The organism is Paraburkholderia sp. A1RI_3L (assembly GCF_048957895.1).
In the GTDB taxonomy this organism is placed as follows: Bacteria; Pseudomonadota; Gammaproteobacteria; order Burkholderiales; family Burkholderiaceae; genus Paraburkholderia; species Paraburkholderia kururiensis.
Window position 1 is genome coordinate 1 of sequence record NZ_JARCHA010000033.1, and the last position, 12381, is coordinate 12381.

Below are 12381 nucleotides of genomic sequence, written 5' to 3' on the forward strand. Positions count from 1 at the left end.
GGTGGCGTCGATATCTGCGACCCAGACGATGTTGTCGCTCATTCAGATATCCGAATAGCGCGGCAGCAGGGCCTGCGTGCAATGCGCGAGCGGACGAATCAATCCAGCGACGTTGACAGATTCGTCCGCTTGGGCCGCGGCCCAAGTAGTGCCGTGCATAGAGAGGTGGCCTCACTCGTTCGGACAGTTTTCTGAGATTTTTAAGTGGAACGTCCGAGGCAATCATGCTGCCGATTTGATCGCAGGCAGCGTCGCGAAGTATGCCTCATCGGGCGTCCGATCCGCCAGGCTCGAATGAGGCCGTCTCCGGTTGTACAGATCGATGTAGTCGCCGATGGAGCGCCGGGCGTGGCTGACCGACTCGTACGCTTTCAAATAGACTTCTTCGTACTTGATGCTGCGCCAGACCCGCTCGATGAACACGTTGTCGCGCCAAGCCCCTTTGCCGTCCATCGACAACTGGACCTGTCGGCCCAGCACGGCGTCGGTGAACGCGTCCGCCGTGAACTGACTGCCCTGATCGGTGTTCACGATGTCCGGCAGTCCGTAGCGGGCGAACGCCTCTTCCAACGCCTCGACGGCGTGCGTGGCTTCCCGCGTAATGGCGACCCGGTGCGCGAGAATCTTGCGACTCGCCCAGTCCACCACCGCCGCCAGGGCCACTTTCGCTTTAAACGCCGCTGAGTGCGTCCGTCGGGTTCTCTTCGTCATCTTTCCGATTCCTTTGCCTGCATTATCGCTGGCTCGGGCCCCGGGCATTCCACTTACCCGACTGTCCGAATTTGCGCGGCCACCTCTGAATCTGCTGGCATCGCGTCCGGCCGGATGGCAGACTTGATCCGGCCGTGCCGTGACAACCGTCAGCCCATCCTGCTTCCCGGAGCAATCCGACATGCGAGAAGACGACCGACCACGAACGCATGCGGGTGGCGCCGCGCCGGTGCCCGAGGCGCCCGCTGCCGCCCATTGCGCGAAGCATGCCGCGTCGCGCGAGCTGGTCATCCACGCTACCCGGCTAGGCGGGACCGTTGCGAAGCGCCTGCTGGCGAACGGGATCGATATCCGGCCGGGCGTCGACGACGACGATCAGGCCGATCGCTATCTGCCGGGCCCCGGGATCGCGGTGGACCGGCGCACGCCGAACGGATTCGTCAACGGCATCCTCGACAAGTCGCTGTTCACGGCCGCCCTCTACCTGCGCGACCGTTTCGACGTGGCGATCCTGATCATCGAAGGCGCGCGACAGCCGGCGCATCGTGGCTTCGCGCCTGAGGCGGTCGACGGCGCGCTGACCGCGTTGATGCTGGAGTACGGCGTGTCGGTGCTGCATACGGACGACGTTGACGAAACCGTCCGCCTGTTGACGATGATGGCGCGTCAGGCGCAGCACGGCATTGCCGAGATCTCGCTCGTGCCCAAGCGTAGCGCGGCGTCGCTGCCCGACATGCAGCGGCGCGTCGTCGAAATGCTTCCCGGCTGCGGCCGGGTGATGGCGCGCGAGTTGCTGCGCCGCTTCCGCAGCATCGACGGCATCGTCGCGGCCCCCGCCGGCGAGTTGCGCACCATCCGCGGCATCGGGGCGAAGCGCGCGGAGCAGATCAGGCACGTGTTGACGGCCGACTACGAATCCCTCGATACCGAACAGCAGATCGAGGATGCGCTGGCGGCGCATCCGGAGCTGCTGCTCGCGGAGCCGGCGGAACTGGTCGCGCGCCAGCATCGCATTCAGGGCGCCGGGGCCGAATTTCACGTCGTCGATCTGGTGTTCCGGCTGCGTTTCGCGCCGGACCTCATCCTGGTCGAGCTGAAGCGCGGGACGCTCGAATCCGCGCATGTCCGGCAATTGCGGCGCTATCTCGACAATGCGGCCGCATCGCCGCTGCTGCGGCGCTACCTGGAAGCGGGCTACCGGCTGAGCGGGATGCTCGCGAGCCCGGACGGCGGACGGATTCGCAACGACGACCCGGACATCGGCATCGTGCAGCTGGATGCGAAAGCGCTGCTCGAGGCGATCCGCGAACCCCGGAAATAGCGCCCGCCGCGCGGCGGCGCGTTCGAGAACGGCGCCGCCGGCCGGTCGACCGCTATGGCTGCATCCCGGCGCGGGCAGGCAGCGGCGCGAAAATCGACCGCATCACGTGCCGCCAGCTCGTCGGCATGTCCAGCGCGGCATAGGCGGGATCCTGGAGCAGGAGGCCGTGCACTTCCTTCAGGCGCCAGAACGGCGTCCTCGGGAACAGATGGTGGACCAGGTGATAGCCCTCGCCCGGATGCTCACCGAGCAGGAAGCTGGCGAGCGGCCCGCAGTCGCGATTGCGCGTCACGGCGATGTCCACGCGCTCCGCGGTTTCGATCAGCGGGTAATGCTCCACCAGTTCGGCGATCGCGCCGATCCACACCTGGGTGGTGATCAGCGGCACGATCCAGTACATCAGCACGAGCGGCATCGCGTCGAGCCGCCAAGCGAGCGCGAGCAGCGACGCGAGATAGACGAGGCGGGCGACGGATTCGAGCGGCCGCTCCTCGGGATTCAGCACCCGGTGGCGCAGCAGGTATCCCACGTAGACCAGCGTGGCGCGCGGGCCGAGCAGCGTCAGCAGGTAGCGGCGGATCGCCGCCCGGGACATCCGGGGCCCGCACAGTCCGCTGCGGATGTATTGCCGGTAGTCCGGGTCGCGATCCGGGTTGCCGAGAAATCGATGATGGTTGAGCACATGGGACGATCGATAGCCCGTGAAGCTCTGCAACACCGGATAGCCGCCCAGCAACGTGCCGACGACCCGGTTGGCGAGCCGGTTGCGCAGCAGCGCGCCATGCGCCGCCTGGTGCAGCACGCCGGCCAGCGCGCGTTGCCGCCCGCCGATCAGGAAGATCGCGAACAGGTACAGGGGCAACGCCCCGGCGATGCCGAACGTGTTCCACGCGAATACGGACAAAGCGGCCGCGGCGACGATCACGGACCAGTGCTCCAGCACCTCCAGCAGGCCGTGCCAGTTGTCGGTCTCGAAGCGTTCGAAGACCTGGGCCAGCACGGCCCTGGAAAACCGGTGCCGCTGCACGGGAACATACGTGGTGGCGTTCATGCGCGATCCAGGGGCGAAGTGGCGGGGCGAGGGCGGCCGAGTTCGAGCGGCGGCGCGGCACGATGCAGCAGCGGCCGGCTGCGGTGCAGGAAGCCGAGCAGCGCGGGCACCGGCGACACCACGCGCGGCAGGCTCGACAGCAACTCGGCGTGCCGGATGCGAATCCCGGGCATGTCGCGCCAATGAGCCTGCGGCCGCAGATGATGCTCCTGGTGGTAGCCGTCGTTGAATGTCAGGAGGTTGTAGAGCCGGCCGTAGTAGCTGACCGAATCCGTGTACCGGCTGCGCGGATCGGCGCCGAAATGCTCGTAGTAGTTCTGCACGTTGACGAGTGCGAAGGCCACGCACAGCGCGGGCAGGTAGCACATCGTCAGCCATGACGGCGAGACGATCGTGCAGGCGAGCAGCGCCGCCGCATGAAACAACCTGTCGCGCCGCACCTGGTCCAGCTCGCGGCTGCGGCGCGGCTCGTCACGGGCGGCCAGTGCCGCCAGATGCGGCTCGACGGGGGCGCGGCGGCACAGGCGCGCCGCGCTCGCCAGCGCCTTCGCCATATCGACCATGCTGTCGCATGCGCCGCCCAGCGCATAGCGCCAGAGCGGCGCATGCTCGCCCTCCTCGCCGTCCCGATAGGTCGACGAGCGGTCGGCCGTCAGGCCGTCCGGGCCTTTCCGGTCGTTGTTGTGACGATGGTGATTGCGGACATGGGCGAGCTGGTAGACCTGGACCGACTGACCGATGCTGAACGAGTTCAGCATCGAGACCAGGCCGTTCAGCCGCGACGACGTAAACCACGGCGTATGGGTGAACAGATGCGCGACGACGATGATGTTGTAGGTCATCATCGCCGCGAGCAGCGCCACGCTGCCCGCTCGCGCGAGGTCCGACGCCGCATTCCAGTGGAATGCGGTCCAGACGGTGATCGCGCCGTGCGCCAGTGTAAACAGCAGCATCCATGCGTCGTGGCGCGAGTGCTTCCAGACTTTCATGGCGGCGCTCCCGGTCTCAGAAATAGGACTGCAGTTCGCCGCGACGGCGCACGTCGAGCGTCGCGCAATGGAACGATCCGCCGAAGGTGTTGAAGTGGCGGAAGTTGCACGGGATGGGCTTGAACCCCCAGCGCTTGAAACAGGCGATCATCGTCTCGTCCTGGCGTTCGACCACCACGCGCTCCTCGTCCAGCATCAGGATGTTCATGTTGATCCACTTGCTCGTCATGTAGAGCGGATGGCTGTCCGGCATCGTCGGCGTGGGCGCGTGGAACACGTCCCAGCTCCTGAACATGCGCGGCACCTCGGGGACGCGCTCCGGGTTGATCAGCAGCTTGCCGGGCGCGAGCGGCATCAGCGTGGCGTCGATGTGCATCGCATGCGGATCGTCGAATTCGAGCACGTGGATCCGGTAGCGCTCCCCGAGATGACGGCGCAGCCATTCGATGCCGAATGCGTTCGTCACGTTGCTCATCTGCGCAAAGATGTCGCGCCCGCAACGGATGAAATCCGCCGCCTCGAACGTCGGCTCGTGCTCGTTGATCGCCCATTGCGCGGGCTCCCCGTCACGCGGCTCGCGCCAGTCGCGCGCGTAGAACGCGTCCTTCAGTTCCGGCTTGGGGCCCGCGCTCCAGATCGCGCCGCAGTGGAAATACTCCTTGAGCAGCGGGCGATAGGCGGCCGTTTCGAAGTAGCGCGAGCGCCACGCGAGCGGGCATTCGATGATCTCGTTGCCGAACACGAGCAGCACGTCGCGCGGCATCGCCGCATACAGTCCGGTGCTGCTCCATCCCGGCGCGCCGAACGGCTGCGACTGGTCCGCCGGTTCGGGACGCCGCACTTTCACGCCCTCGGCCTCCAGGATGTGCACGAACTCCTCGAGCTCCCGCCGTGCCGCGTCGATCTGCTCCGCCGGGAAAGGGCGGCCGCCGTTCGCCTGGTAGAAGCCGTGTTGCGATTCGGGCATCGTGGCCCGCAGCGTGACGTGCCATGGCGGAACGCAAGCGCCGTCTATGACGCCGACGATCACTTCCTCCAGCGAATCCCATTCGTTGTGTGCGCTGACCGGGCAGGACTGCAGGTAAGACGGAGCATTCATGTTGAGTGCACTCGCTAGATTGAGGTTGTGGAACGACGAAATCCTGCTTTGATTCAAATGACCCTGTCGATGAAGACAGCGGGCGCTGGCGACGGGCACGATCAGGGGGTTTTCCTCGATGCCTGCTTCTGCAGGGCCGCCTTGGCCATCCGCACGGCGACGGTGGCGGGCAGCGCGTCGCCCGGCGTGTCCGGCGGCAGCAGCGGCTCGACGCTGGCCCCCGCCGGCTCGCTCGCCGGTTCCGGATCGTCTCGCGGCTTCTTCGCAGCGCCGAGCTCTTCGTTCAACGGCAATTTCATTTTGCACTCCTGTACTCAATGAACATGCGCTTCATCGGAATCACGGGTTTCCATCGAACGAAGACGACGGCATCGCCCGATGCTTGGCTTGATCAGTAAAACTGAATGTTTTCCGGATTTGGCCGCGCTGCCATGACCGCTTCACCGGATCGACCGCGGCCGGAACGCAGGCCCGCACGCCTGTCGATGCGGACCGGCACTGCCCGCACGCCGCATGCGCCGCCGCGGCAGGCGGCGCACGCGGCTCCACCGGGTCGTCAGGCCTTCCTGCCCTTCCGTTTGCCGGACCGCCTGCCCCCCTTCGACGCGGAACCGGCTGCGGAAAGCAGCGTGAAGATCCGCGGATGCTCCGCTTCGCCGTCCATGTAATCCGCCGTCTCGATCCGGCCGACCGACTTGAGGCTGCGAATCATCACCTTGCCGCTGTCGGGATAGGTACAGACCTCGTGCGGATCGTTCAGGCCCACGCCCAGATAGACCAGATCCTCGTCGAACGGATTCGCCAGCTGATGCGCGATGCCGCTGTTCGCCGGGCACGAGATGCAATCGCCGGGACCGATTTCGCGCAGCGTATCGCCATAGCGAAACACCCCGCGTCCGGACAGCACGAAGAAGACCTCGTCCTCGCGCGCATGGGTGTGAAACGGACACGCGGTGCGGCCGGGCGGCACGCGCGAAAGATTCACGCCGATCCTGCCGGGCACCGAATCGAGCACCGGCGTCAGCGGCTTGTAAGCGCCGCCCCAGTGCACCCCTTCCATGTGGGAGACCTCCTCGACATCCTCGACATTGACGACATTAGGCTGCACGGACCTTTTCTTCATCTTGTTTCCTTGCTTGCAGGGAGCCGACCATTCTATAGGGCCAGCCGCTCCCGCACGACCGCGGTGCCCGCGACGCGCACCCGGTCTCCCGCCTCCTCGACGATCAGCCGGCCGCCGCGCGGGGACACCTGCAGCGCCGACAGGCGGCGCCTGCCCAGCCGCTCGGCCCAGAACGGCGCCAGCTTGCAATGCGCGGACACGCACACCTGGTCCTCGTCGACGCCAAGCGCGGGAAAGAACGAACGGGACACGAAATCGACGCCGGCGCGCCCGCTGGGCGCCGTGACGATGTGGCCGCGGCAGTCGAACCGCTTCAACGCGTCGAAGTCCGGCGCGAGTCCGCTCACCGTCTCCTCCGAATCCAGCAGCACCAGAAAGTCGTCGACCGCGCGCGTGAAATGCCGGATCGTCGCGCCCAACGCCGCCTGGAGGCGCGCCGGCGGCGCGGCCGGCATCGCGCGCATGGTCGGCAGGTCGAGGAACATCAGCTCGCCTTCGCGGTGCGCGTGCAGCGGCCCGGCATGCGTGTGAAAACGCAGCGGCCCGCTCGCCCGCACCTGCTCGACTTCGTACAGGTAGGCCATCGTCGCGATGGTGGCGTGGCCGCAGATGTTCAGCTCGGCCCCGGGCGTAAACCAGCGAATCGCGTAGTCGCCCGGCTGCCGCCCGATCACGAAGGCCGTGGTCGGCAACGCGAGGCGCGTGGCGAGCGCCTGCATCTGCCCGGTCGGAGGAAAGGCGTCGTCTAGCATCACGACGCCCGCCGGATTGCCCTGGTACAGCCGGTCCGAAAACGCATCGACTACCCATGCTGCCTGCATCAGGATTCTCCTGCCGTGCCGAATCTCGTTCGCGAATCGATGCCCTTGGGCACCGCATCCGCCCGCGTGACGCTCAACGCGCGGAACATGCGATCGATCGCTTCCGCGAGCCCCCAGACCTCGACGTAACCGGGCGCGCCCGGCAGGCCATGGTCGATATCCCTCTGACGCGCATAGGCGGCGATCATCCAGTCCGGCGTGCGCGGCTGCCGATGATGAAAATCATGGTTCGGCAAGTCGCCCACCACCACCATCAGCCGCACCGGCAGGTGGTACAGCAGCATCGCGGCCGTCCAGCGCACCCAGGCGGCGAGACGTCGCCCGAACGGCAGCGAACGGGACGGCACCGCATAGCCGCAGAAGCGCGCCCAGCTCGCGGCGACGTGATGATAACGACGCCCGTGCGCCGGATCGGGCGGCGTGAGCCACGCATGCTCCCCCAGCTTGTCGAGCAGCGCGCTGAGCTGGTTGAGCAACACGATCGGCACCACATAGGCGAGCAGCAGCACTTCCGCGCCGTTGCGCAGCCAGAACGGCAAGGACAGCCACCACGCGGCCCACAGCAGGAAACCGGCGCGACGCCACGTGCCCGACGTCACATTGCAGCGCAGCCGGTCGGCGATGCCCTTCAGGTAGAACGCCGGCGAAAGGACCACGACGAACGCGCGCAGCCACAGTCGATGCCGGGACATGCCGGGCCGGAAGCCGAGACCCAGGATGACCTGGACGGGCGGGTCCTGCAAGGTTGCGAACACGTGCTCGCGGTGATGCGCATCGAAATGCTCGACCTTGAACGCATGCGCGTCCTGATAGCTGTTCAGCAGCGTCACCAGCTCTCCCCAGAAGCGATCGCCCGCCTCGCTTCCCGAGAATTGCCGATGAATGCTCTGATGCGCGATGACCAGGATCATGTGGCGGGCGCCGCACAGCGACAGCACCCATCCCGCTCCCAGCATCGCCCACCACCAGCCGTGCGGCTTGTAGACGACGGCCAGCGACGACAGCGTCAGGCCGCCGAAGAACACCGCCAGCGTCACCCCCAGGTATGAATACCAGGTGTGACGGAACAGCGGGGACTGCCCCGGCAGCGCCTTGCCGGTCAGCCACGTCCAGAAATGCTGCGTCCATCCCGGAAACACGAGATAGGACGCGCGCACATCGTCCTGTTGCGACATGGCGGCCGGCTCAGTGCACCGACGCCGCGACGGTACGCGCCGCGTGATCGACAGGCGCGCGGCCGAACACCTCGAGTTGCAGGCGATCGAAGAACGCGATCCACAGGCGCCACATGTCCTCCGCGCTCGCGACCAGCTTCTGTTCCTCCGCGTCGTCGAAGGTCATCATCATCGTGTAGTCGGCGTGTTCGACATGATCGGGCTCCTGCTCCACGTGAATGTCGACCCATTCGAGATCGGTCGCGCCCGTGGCCCGCCGCACCGCCATGCCGATGCCGGACACCATCACCAGATCCGCCACCTCGGTTGCGAACACGAAGCCGAGCGCCGACAAGCGCGCATCCGCCGCGTTCCGATAGCCTTCGACGAGCGTCGCCGTCTCGCGATACGGCGCCGTGCCGGCGCTCTGTTCGTTCGTGAAACCCGCGCGCGCCATCGTGTCGATATAAATGACTTCATGCGCGCGCGACGAATTTCCTTCCCCGGTTTCCTGATTCAGAATGCGCGCAATTGCGCTTTTCGATTCGATATCCGGCAATACGGCAACCGAACGCGCGAGAAAGGTCGGGAAATAATGCAGCGGATGCCACCATTGCCCGATGAAGATGGCGGCCTGTTCTCGCGTCACGGGCGATTCCCGCACTTGCCTGAAGAACGCGTGATCGATCAGTTGGCGCCGATACGGATTTTCATGAAGACGTGCGGTGAGCGGATGCGACATATTGGACGACACTTTCACCCCCCTTTTCTGATGTGGGAAATCCGGATTCATCGAGAGAAGACCACCCGAAGGTTAGCCGACGAAAACCGCTCGATCAACAAACAAAAGTTTGGACTCTCAATTAACTCGGTTTTTATTTTCCGATTCGATTCGACTTGATAGGATCGCGATCGGACAATGGCGACGCGACGTCGTCATTGCGATATCAACGGCCCTTCGTTCGAGGAATCCATTCATGACCGGTCATGCCGAAATTTCCACGCATGGCGCCGAGCACATCCTTGCGCTGATCCTGCTGCAGCTCGCCGTCATCCTGCCTGCTGCACGCCTGCTGCACGTGCTCGCGCGACGCCTGCGCCAGCCCGGCGTCATCGGCGAAATCATGGCGGGCATCGTGCTCGGGCCGTCGATGCTCGGCGCGTGGTTTCCCGAGGTCTTCCATACGCTGTTCGCGCCCGCGACGATGCTGCCGATGTCGATCATCAGCCAGCTCGGGCTCCTGTTGCTGATGTTCCAGATCGGCTCGGATTTCCGTCTCGACGCATTGAGCGACGAGCGCAACCGACGGGCCGTGCTGGCGATCGCCTCCGTCAGCATCGTCGTGCCGCTGGTGGCGGGCGGCGTGATCGGCTGGCTCTCCGCCGCCGCGCTCGCGCCGGGCAAGAACCCGGCCGTCTACAGCCTGTTCGTCGGCACGGCGCTCGCGATCACGGCGGTGCCGGTGCTCGGCAGAATCATGCGCGACTTCAACTTGGCGCGCACCGAAGTCGGCGCTGTCGCCATGGGCGCGGCCGCCACCAACGACGTCGCGGGCTGGACGCTGCTCGCCGCGATTTCCGCATTCGCCACCGCGCGCTTCTCGATCGGGCAGACCGGCCTGCAGCTCGGCGGAATCGCGCTGCTGCTCGCCGTCGCGCTCTATGCCGGCAGGCCGTTCGTGCACGCGCTGGTCAAGCGGCTCCAAGGCCCCGCGGACGACACGCTGTCGCCCGCGATGATGATGACGATCCTCACGCTCATCTTCTGCGTGGGTCTCGCCACCGCGAGCCTCGGCATCTTCGCGGCATTCGGCGGCTTCCTGGTCGGCACGCTGTTCCATCGCGAGCAGCACGTCGTCGCGGCCTGGGAACGGCAGGTCGGCCGCTTCGTCGACACGTTGTTCCTCCCCATCTTCTTCACGTTCACCGGATTGCGCACGGACATCGCGGGCCTGACCAGCGGCTCGGACTGGGCCTGGCTCATCGCGCTCACCGCATGCGCGATCGGCGCCAAGATCGTGCCGGTCTACGTCGCGGCGCGACGCTCCGGCCTCGGCCCCGAGACCTCCAGGACGCTCGGCGTCATGATGAACACGCGCGGCCTGATGGAGCTGGTGGTGCTCAACGTGGGCCGCGATCTCGGCGTGATTCCGACGAACGTCTTCTCGATGCTGGTGATCGTCGCCGTCGTCACGACGCTGATGACCGCGCCGCTGCTGAATCGCACGCTGCTTCGATCCGGCAACGGCGTGTTCGCCCGCACCGACGCATGAATCGCGCGCGGGGCTGCCGCCGCCCCGCGCCACGCTCGCCGTCAGGCGCCGCCGTCCGGCGGCAGCCACGCCCTGATCGCGCGATTGACCGTGTCGACGAACTGTCCGGCCTGCTTGTCGACGAAGAAGTGATCGCCGTCGATCTCGACATGCCGCGCGTCGCCCGTGAATTCGGCCGCCCACGCCGCGAGATCGTCGTCGCCCATCCCGTGATCGCGCGTCCCGCGCAGCGTCACGAGATGCGCGTCGAGCGGCGCGGCCTCTTGGTACCGATAGGTTTCGCTCAATGACAGGTCGGCCCGCAACGTCGGCAGGTACAGGTCCAGCAATTCGCGGTTCTCGTAGAACTCTGCCTGGCCGCCGACCGTCGCCCGCATGAACGCGATCAGCAGATCGTCCGGCAACGCATGCCAGTTGCCCGTCTCCCGCACGCGTGACGGCGCGCGTTTGGCGGAGGCGAAGAACGCATGCGGCTGGCGGCCGCGCTCGCGCAGCCGGCGCGCCAGCTCGAACGCCAGCAATGCGCCGTTGCTGTGGCCGAGCAGCGCGAACGGCCGATCCAGCCACGGCAGCAGCGCGTCGGCAAGGCGGTTCGAGAGGACCGCCACGTCGCCGATCCGCGGTTCGTCGAGACAGGCCCCGCGTCCGGGCGGATCGACGCAGACCAGTTCGATGTCCTGATCGAATAGCGGCGCCCATCTCGCATAGGTGCTCGAGCTGCCACCCGCATACGGAAAGCACAGCAGGCGATAGGCCGCAGTGGGGCGCGGCGACGGCGTGAAGACGCCGTCCCCGGCGAGCTTCGACGCGGCCTGGCCGCCCGTCGCCGGCGGCACCGGCCGGATCGCCTTGGTCTTGGCGCGCAGGCGCCGCAGTTGCTCGATGCTCAGGTGGCTCAGTTCATGAGCGATGTCGTCAGGATTTCGCATCTTGATCCGTCAACAGGAGCGCGTCCCAGAATGCTTCCTGGAAACGCCAGTCGTCGATCGCCGGCTCGCGCTGCGCGGCCTGCAGGTGCGCCTCGAAGCGTGCCCGCGGAATCTCGCGGCCGCCCAGCGATGCGATGTGTGGGGTGTAGAGCTGCGTGTCGACCAGCTCGATGCGATGCGCGCGGCAGAACGCCACCAGCGACGCGAGCGCGATCTTCGACGCGTCGGTCCGCAAGCCGAACATCGACTCGGCGGAAATCATGCGGCCGAGCGCCACGCAGAAGACTCCGCCGATCAGTTCGTCGCCGTCCCACAGCTCGAAGCTGTGCGCACCGCCTTCCCGGTGCCATTCGTCGAGGCTGCGGCCGAACTCCGGCGAAATCCAGGTCGTGCCGTTGCCGCTGCTGCGCGCCACCGACGCGCAGGCCTGCCAGACCCGACTGAACGCCGTGTCGACGCGGATCGTGCAGCCGTCCTTGCGGAGGCGGCGCAGCGTGCGCCGCAACGAGCGCGACATGTGGAAATCGGCGATCGGCAACACCATCCGAGGGTCAGGCGCCCACCACATGAGCGGCGCGCCGGGCAGCGGCATCGCGAAGACCCCCTTCGACATGCCCTCCTTGAGCCGCGCCAGGCCGAGCCCGCCCTCCGCCGCGAGCAGCCCCGGCGTGCCGCTGGCCGCATCGAGCGCCTCGCTGGTGTCCGGCAGCGGCATGTCGTCGGTCAGCCACGCGATCAGCGGAAGATTGCGGCCCTCTTCGACGGAGACGTCGTCCTCGACCGGCTCCTCGGCGCCGAGCACGCAGCGCAGCACGGACAGCGCCAGTTCCGCGATCGTCGGATGGAGGTACGCCTGCCGCAGGCGCAGTTGAATGTCGAATACTTCGTCGATGCGCGCCACCATCTTCAC

At 66.6% G+C, this 12381-nt stretch carries 12 protein-coding genes and 1 pseudogene; 2 read left to right on the plus strand and 11 right to left on the minus strand.

Annotated elements, in window-relative coordinates; all coding sequences use genetic code 11:
- Positions 1 to 222: 222 nt before the first annotated feature.
- Positions 223 to 663: pseudogene (locus PXJ20_RS32365) on the minus strand (transposase); the annotation flags it as partial.
- 229 nt (positions 664 to 892) lie between these two features.
- Here PXJ20_RS32365 and PXJ20_RS32370 point away from each other — a divergent pair.
- On the plus strand, positions 893 to 2032 hold the full coding sequence (locus PXJ20_RS32370) for an ERCC4 domain-containing protein (protein ID WP_421032921.1): 1140 nt from the start codon (positions 893 to 895) through the stop codon (positions 2030 to 2032).
- A 52-nt stretch (positions 2033 to 2084) separates the two neighbouring features.
- Here PXJ20_RS32370 and PXJ20_RS32375 read toward each other — a convergent pair whose 3' ends face one another.
- From PXJ20_RS32375 to PXJ20_RS32410, 8 genes are all read right to left on the minus strand, one after another.
- A complete protein-coding gene (locus PXJ20_RS32375) occupies positions 2085 to 3083 on the minus strand; it encodes a fatty acid desaturase (protein WP_421032922.1) in 999 nt (332 codons plus the stop codon).
- Entirely contained in the window at positions 3080 to 4072 is a 993-nt protein-coding gene (locus PXJ20_RS32380; RefSeq protein ID WP_421032923.1) for a fatty acid desaturase family protein, read from the minus strand. Before PXJ20_RS32380 ends, PXJ20_RS32375 begins: the two co-directional genes overlap by 4 nt.
- Positions 4073 to 4088: 16 nt before the next feature.
- On the minus strand, positions 4089 to 5171 hold the full coding sequence (locus tag PXJ20_RS32385; RefSeq protein WP_421032924.1) for an amidinotransferase: 1083 nt from the start codon (positions 5169 to 5171) through the stop codon (positions 4089 to 4091).
- Positions 5172 to 5272: 101 nt separating this feature from the next.
- Entirely contained in the window at positions 5273 to 5470 is a 198-nt protein-coding gene (locus PXJ20_RS32390; RefSeq protein WP_421032925.1) for a hypothetical protein, read from the minus strand.
- Positions 5471 to 5727: 257 nt separating this feature from the next.
- Positions 5728 to 6294: a cupin domain-containing protein gene (locus PXJ20_RS32395; protein ID WP_421032926.1), complete on the minus strand. Its 567-nt coding sequence runs from the start codon at positions 6292 to 6294 to the stop codon at positions 5728 to 5730.
- A gap of 32 nt (positions 6295 to 6326) precedes the next feature.
- The gene (locus tag PXJ20_RS32400; protein WP_421032927.1) at positions 6327 to 7115 is read right to left on the minus strand and encodes a PhzF family phenazine biosynthesis protein; all 789 of its coding nucleotides are present in this window, start codon (positions 7113 to 7115) and stop codon (positions 6327 to 6329) included.
- On the minus strand, positions 7115 to 8290 hold the full coding sequence (locus tag PXJ20_RS32405) for a hypothetical protein (RefSeq protein WP_421032928.1): 1176 nt from the start codon (positions 8288 to 8290) through the stop codon (positions 7115 to 7117). Before PXJ20_RS32405 ends, PXJ20_RS32400 begins: the two co-directional genes overlap by 1 nt.
- Before the next feature lie 10 nt (positions 8291 to 8300).
- The gene (locus tag PXJ20_RS32410; RefSeq protein ID WP_421032929.1) at positions 8301 to 9029 is read right to left on the minus strand and encodes a TenA family transcriptional regulator; all 729 of its coding nucleotides are present in this window, start codon (positions 9027 to 9029) and stop codon (positions 8301 to 8303) included.
- 217 nt (positions 9030 to 9246) lie between these two features.
- Between PXJ20_RS32410 and PXJ20_RS32415 the strand changes: the two genes are divergently transcribed.
- On the plus strand, positions 9247 to 10542 hold the full coding sequence (locus PXJ20_RS32415; RefSeq protein ID WP_421057483.1) for a cation:proton antiporter: 1296 nt from the start codon (positions 9247 to 9249) through the stop codon (positions 10540 to 10542).
- A 41-nt stretch (positions 10543 to 10583) separates the two neighbouring features.
- Here PXJ20_RS32415 and PXJ20_RS32420 read toward each other — a convergent pair whose 3' ends face one another.
- Together PXJ20_RS32420 and PXJ20_RS32425 are read right to left on the minus strand one after the other, a co-directional pair.
- A complete protein-coding gene (locus PXJ20_RS32420; protein ID WP_421032931.1) occupies positions 10584 to 11378 on the minus strand; it encodes a thioesterase II family protein in 795 nt (264 codons plus the stop codon).
- A 79-nt stretch (positions 11379 to 11457) separates the two neighbouring features.
- Positions 11458 to 12381 (minus strand): leucyl/phenylalanyl-tRNA--protein transferase (locus PXJ20_RS32425; protein WP_421057484.1); only part of this gene is annotated, 924 nt, incomplete at its 5' end.

Excerpts from the sequence above, each read along its gene's own strand:
- PXJ20_RS32370 (WP_421032921.1), top strand. The coding sequence starts at position 893 with ATGCGAGAAGACGACCGACCACGAACGCATGCGGGTGGCGCCGCGCCG.
- PXJ20_RS32375 (WP_421032922.1), bottom strand. The coding sequence starts at position 3,083 with ATGAACGCCACCACGTATGTTCCCGTGCAGCGGCACCGGTTTTCCAGG.
- PXJ20_RS32380 (WP_421032923.1), bottom strand. The coding sequence starts at position 4,072 with ATGAAAGTCTGGAAGCACTCGCGCCACGACGCATGGATGCTGCTGTTT.
- PXJ20_RS32385 (WP_421032924.1), bottom strand. The coding sequence starts at position 5,171 with ATGAATGCTCCGTCTTACCTGCAGTCCTGCCCGGTCAGCGCACACAAC.
- PXJ20_RS32390 (WP_421032925.1), bottom strand. The coding sequence starts at position 5,470 with ATGAAATTGCCGTTGAACGAAGAGCTCGGCGCTGCGAAGAAGCCGCGA.
- PXJ20_RS32395 (WP_421032926.1), bottom strand. The coding sequence starts at position 6,294 with ATGAAGAAAAGGTCCGTGCAGCCTAATGTCGTCAATGTCGAGGATGTC.
- PXJ20_RS32400 (WP_421032927.1), bottom strand. The coding sequence starts at position 7,115 with ATGCAGGCAGCATGGGTAGTCGATGCGTTTTCGGACCGGCTGTACCAG.
- PXJ20_RS32405 (WP_421032928.1), bottom strand. The coding sequence starts at position 8,290 with ATGTCGCAACAGGACGATGTGCGCGCGTCCTATCTCGTGTTTCCGGGA.
- PXJ20_RS32415 (WP_421057483.1), top strand. The coding sequence starts at position 9,247 with ATGACCGGTCATGCCGAAATTTCCACGCATGGCGCCGAGCACATCCTT.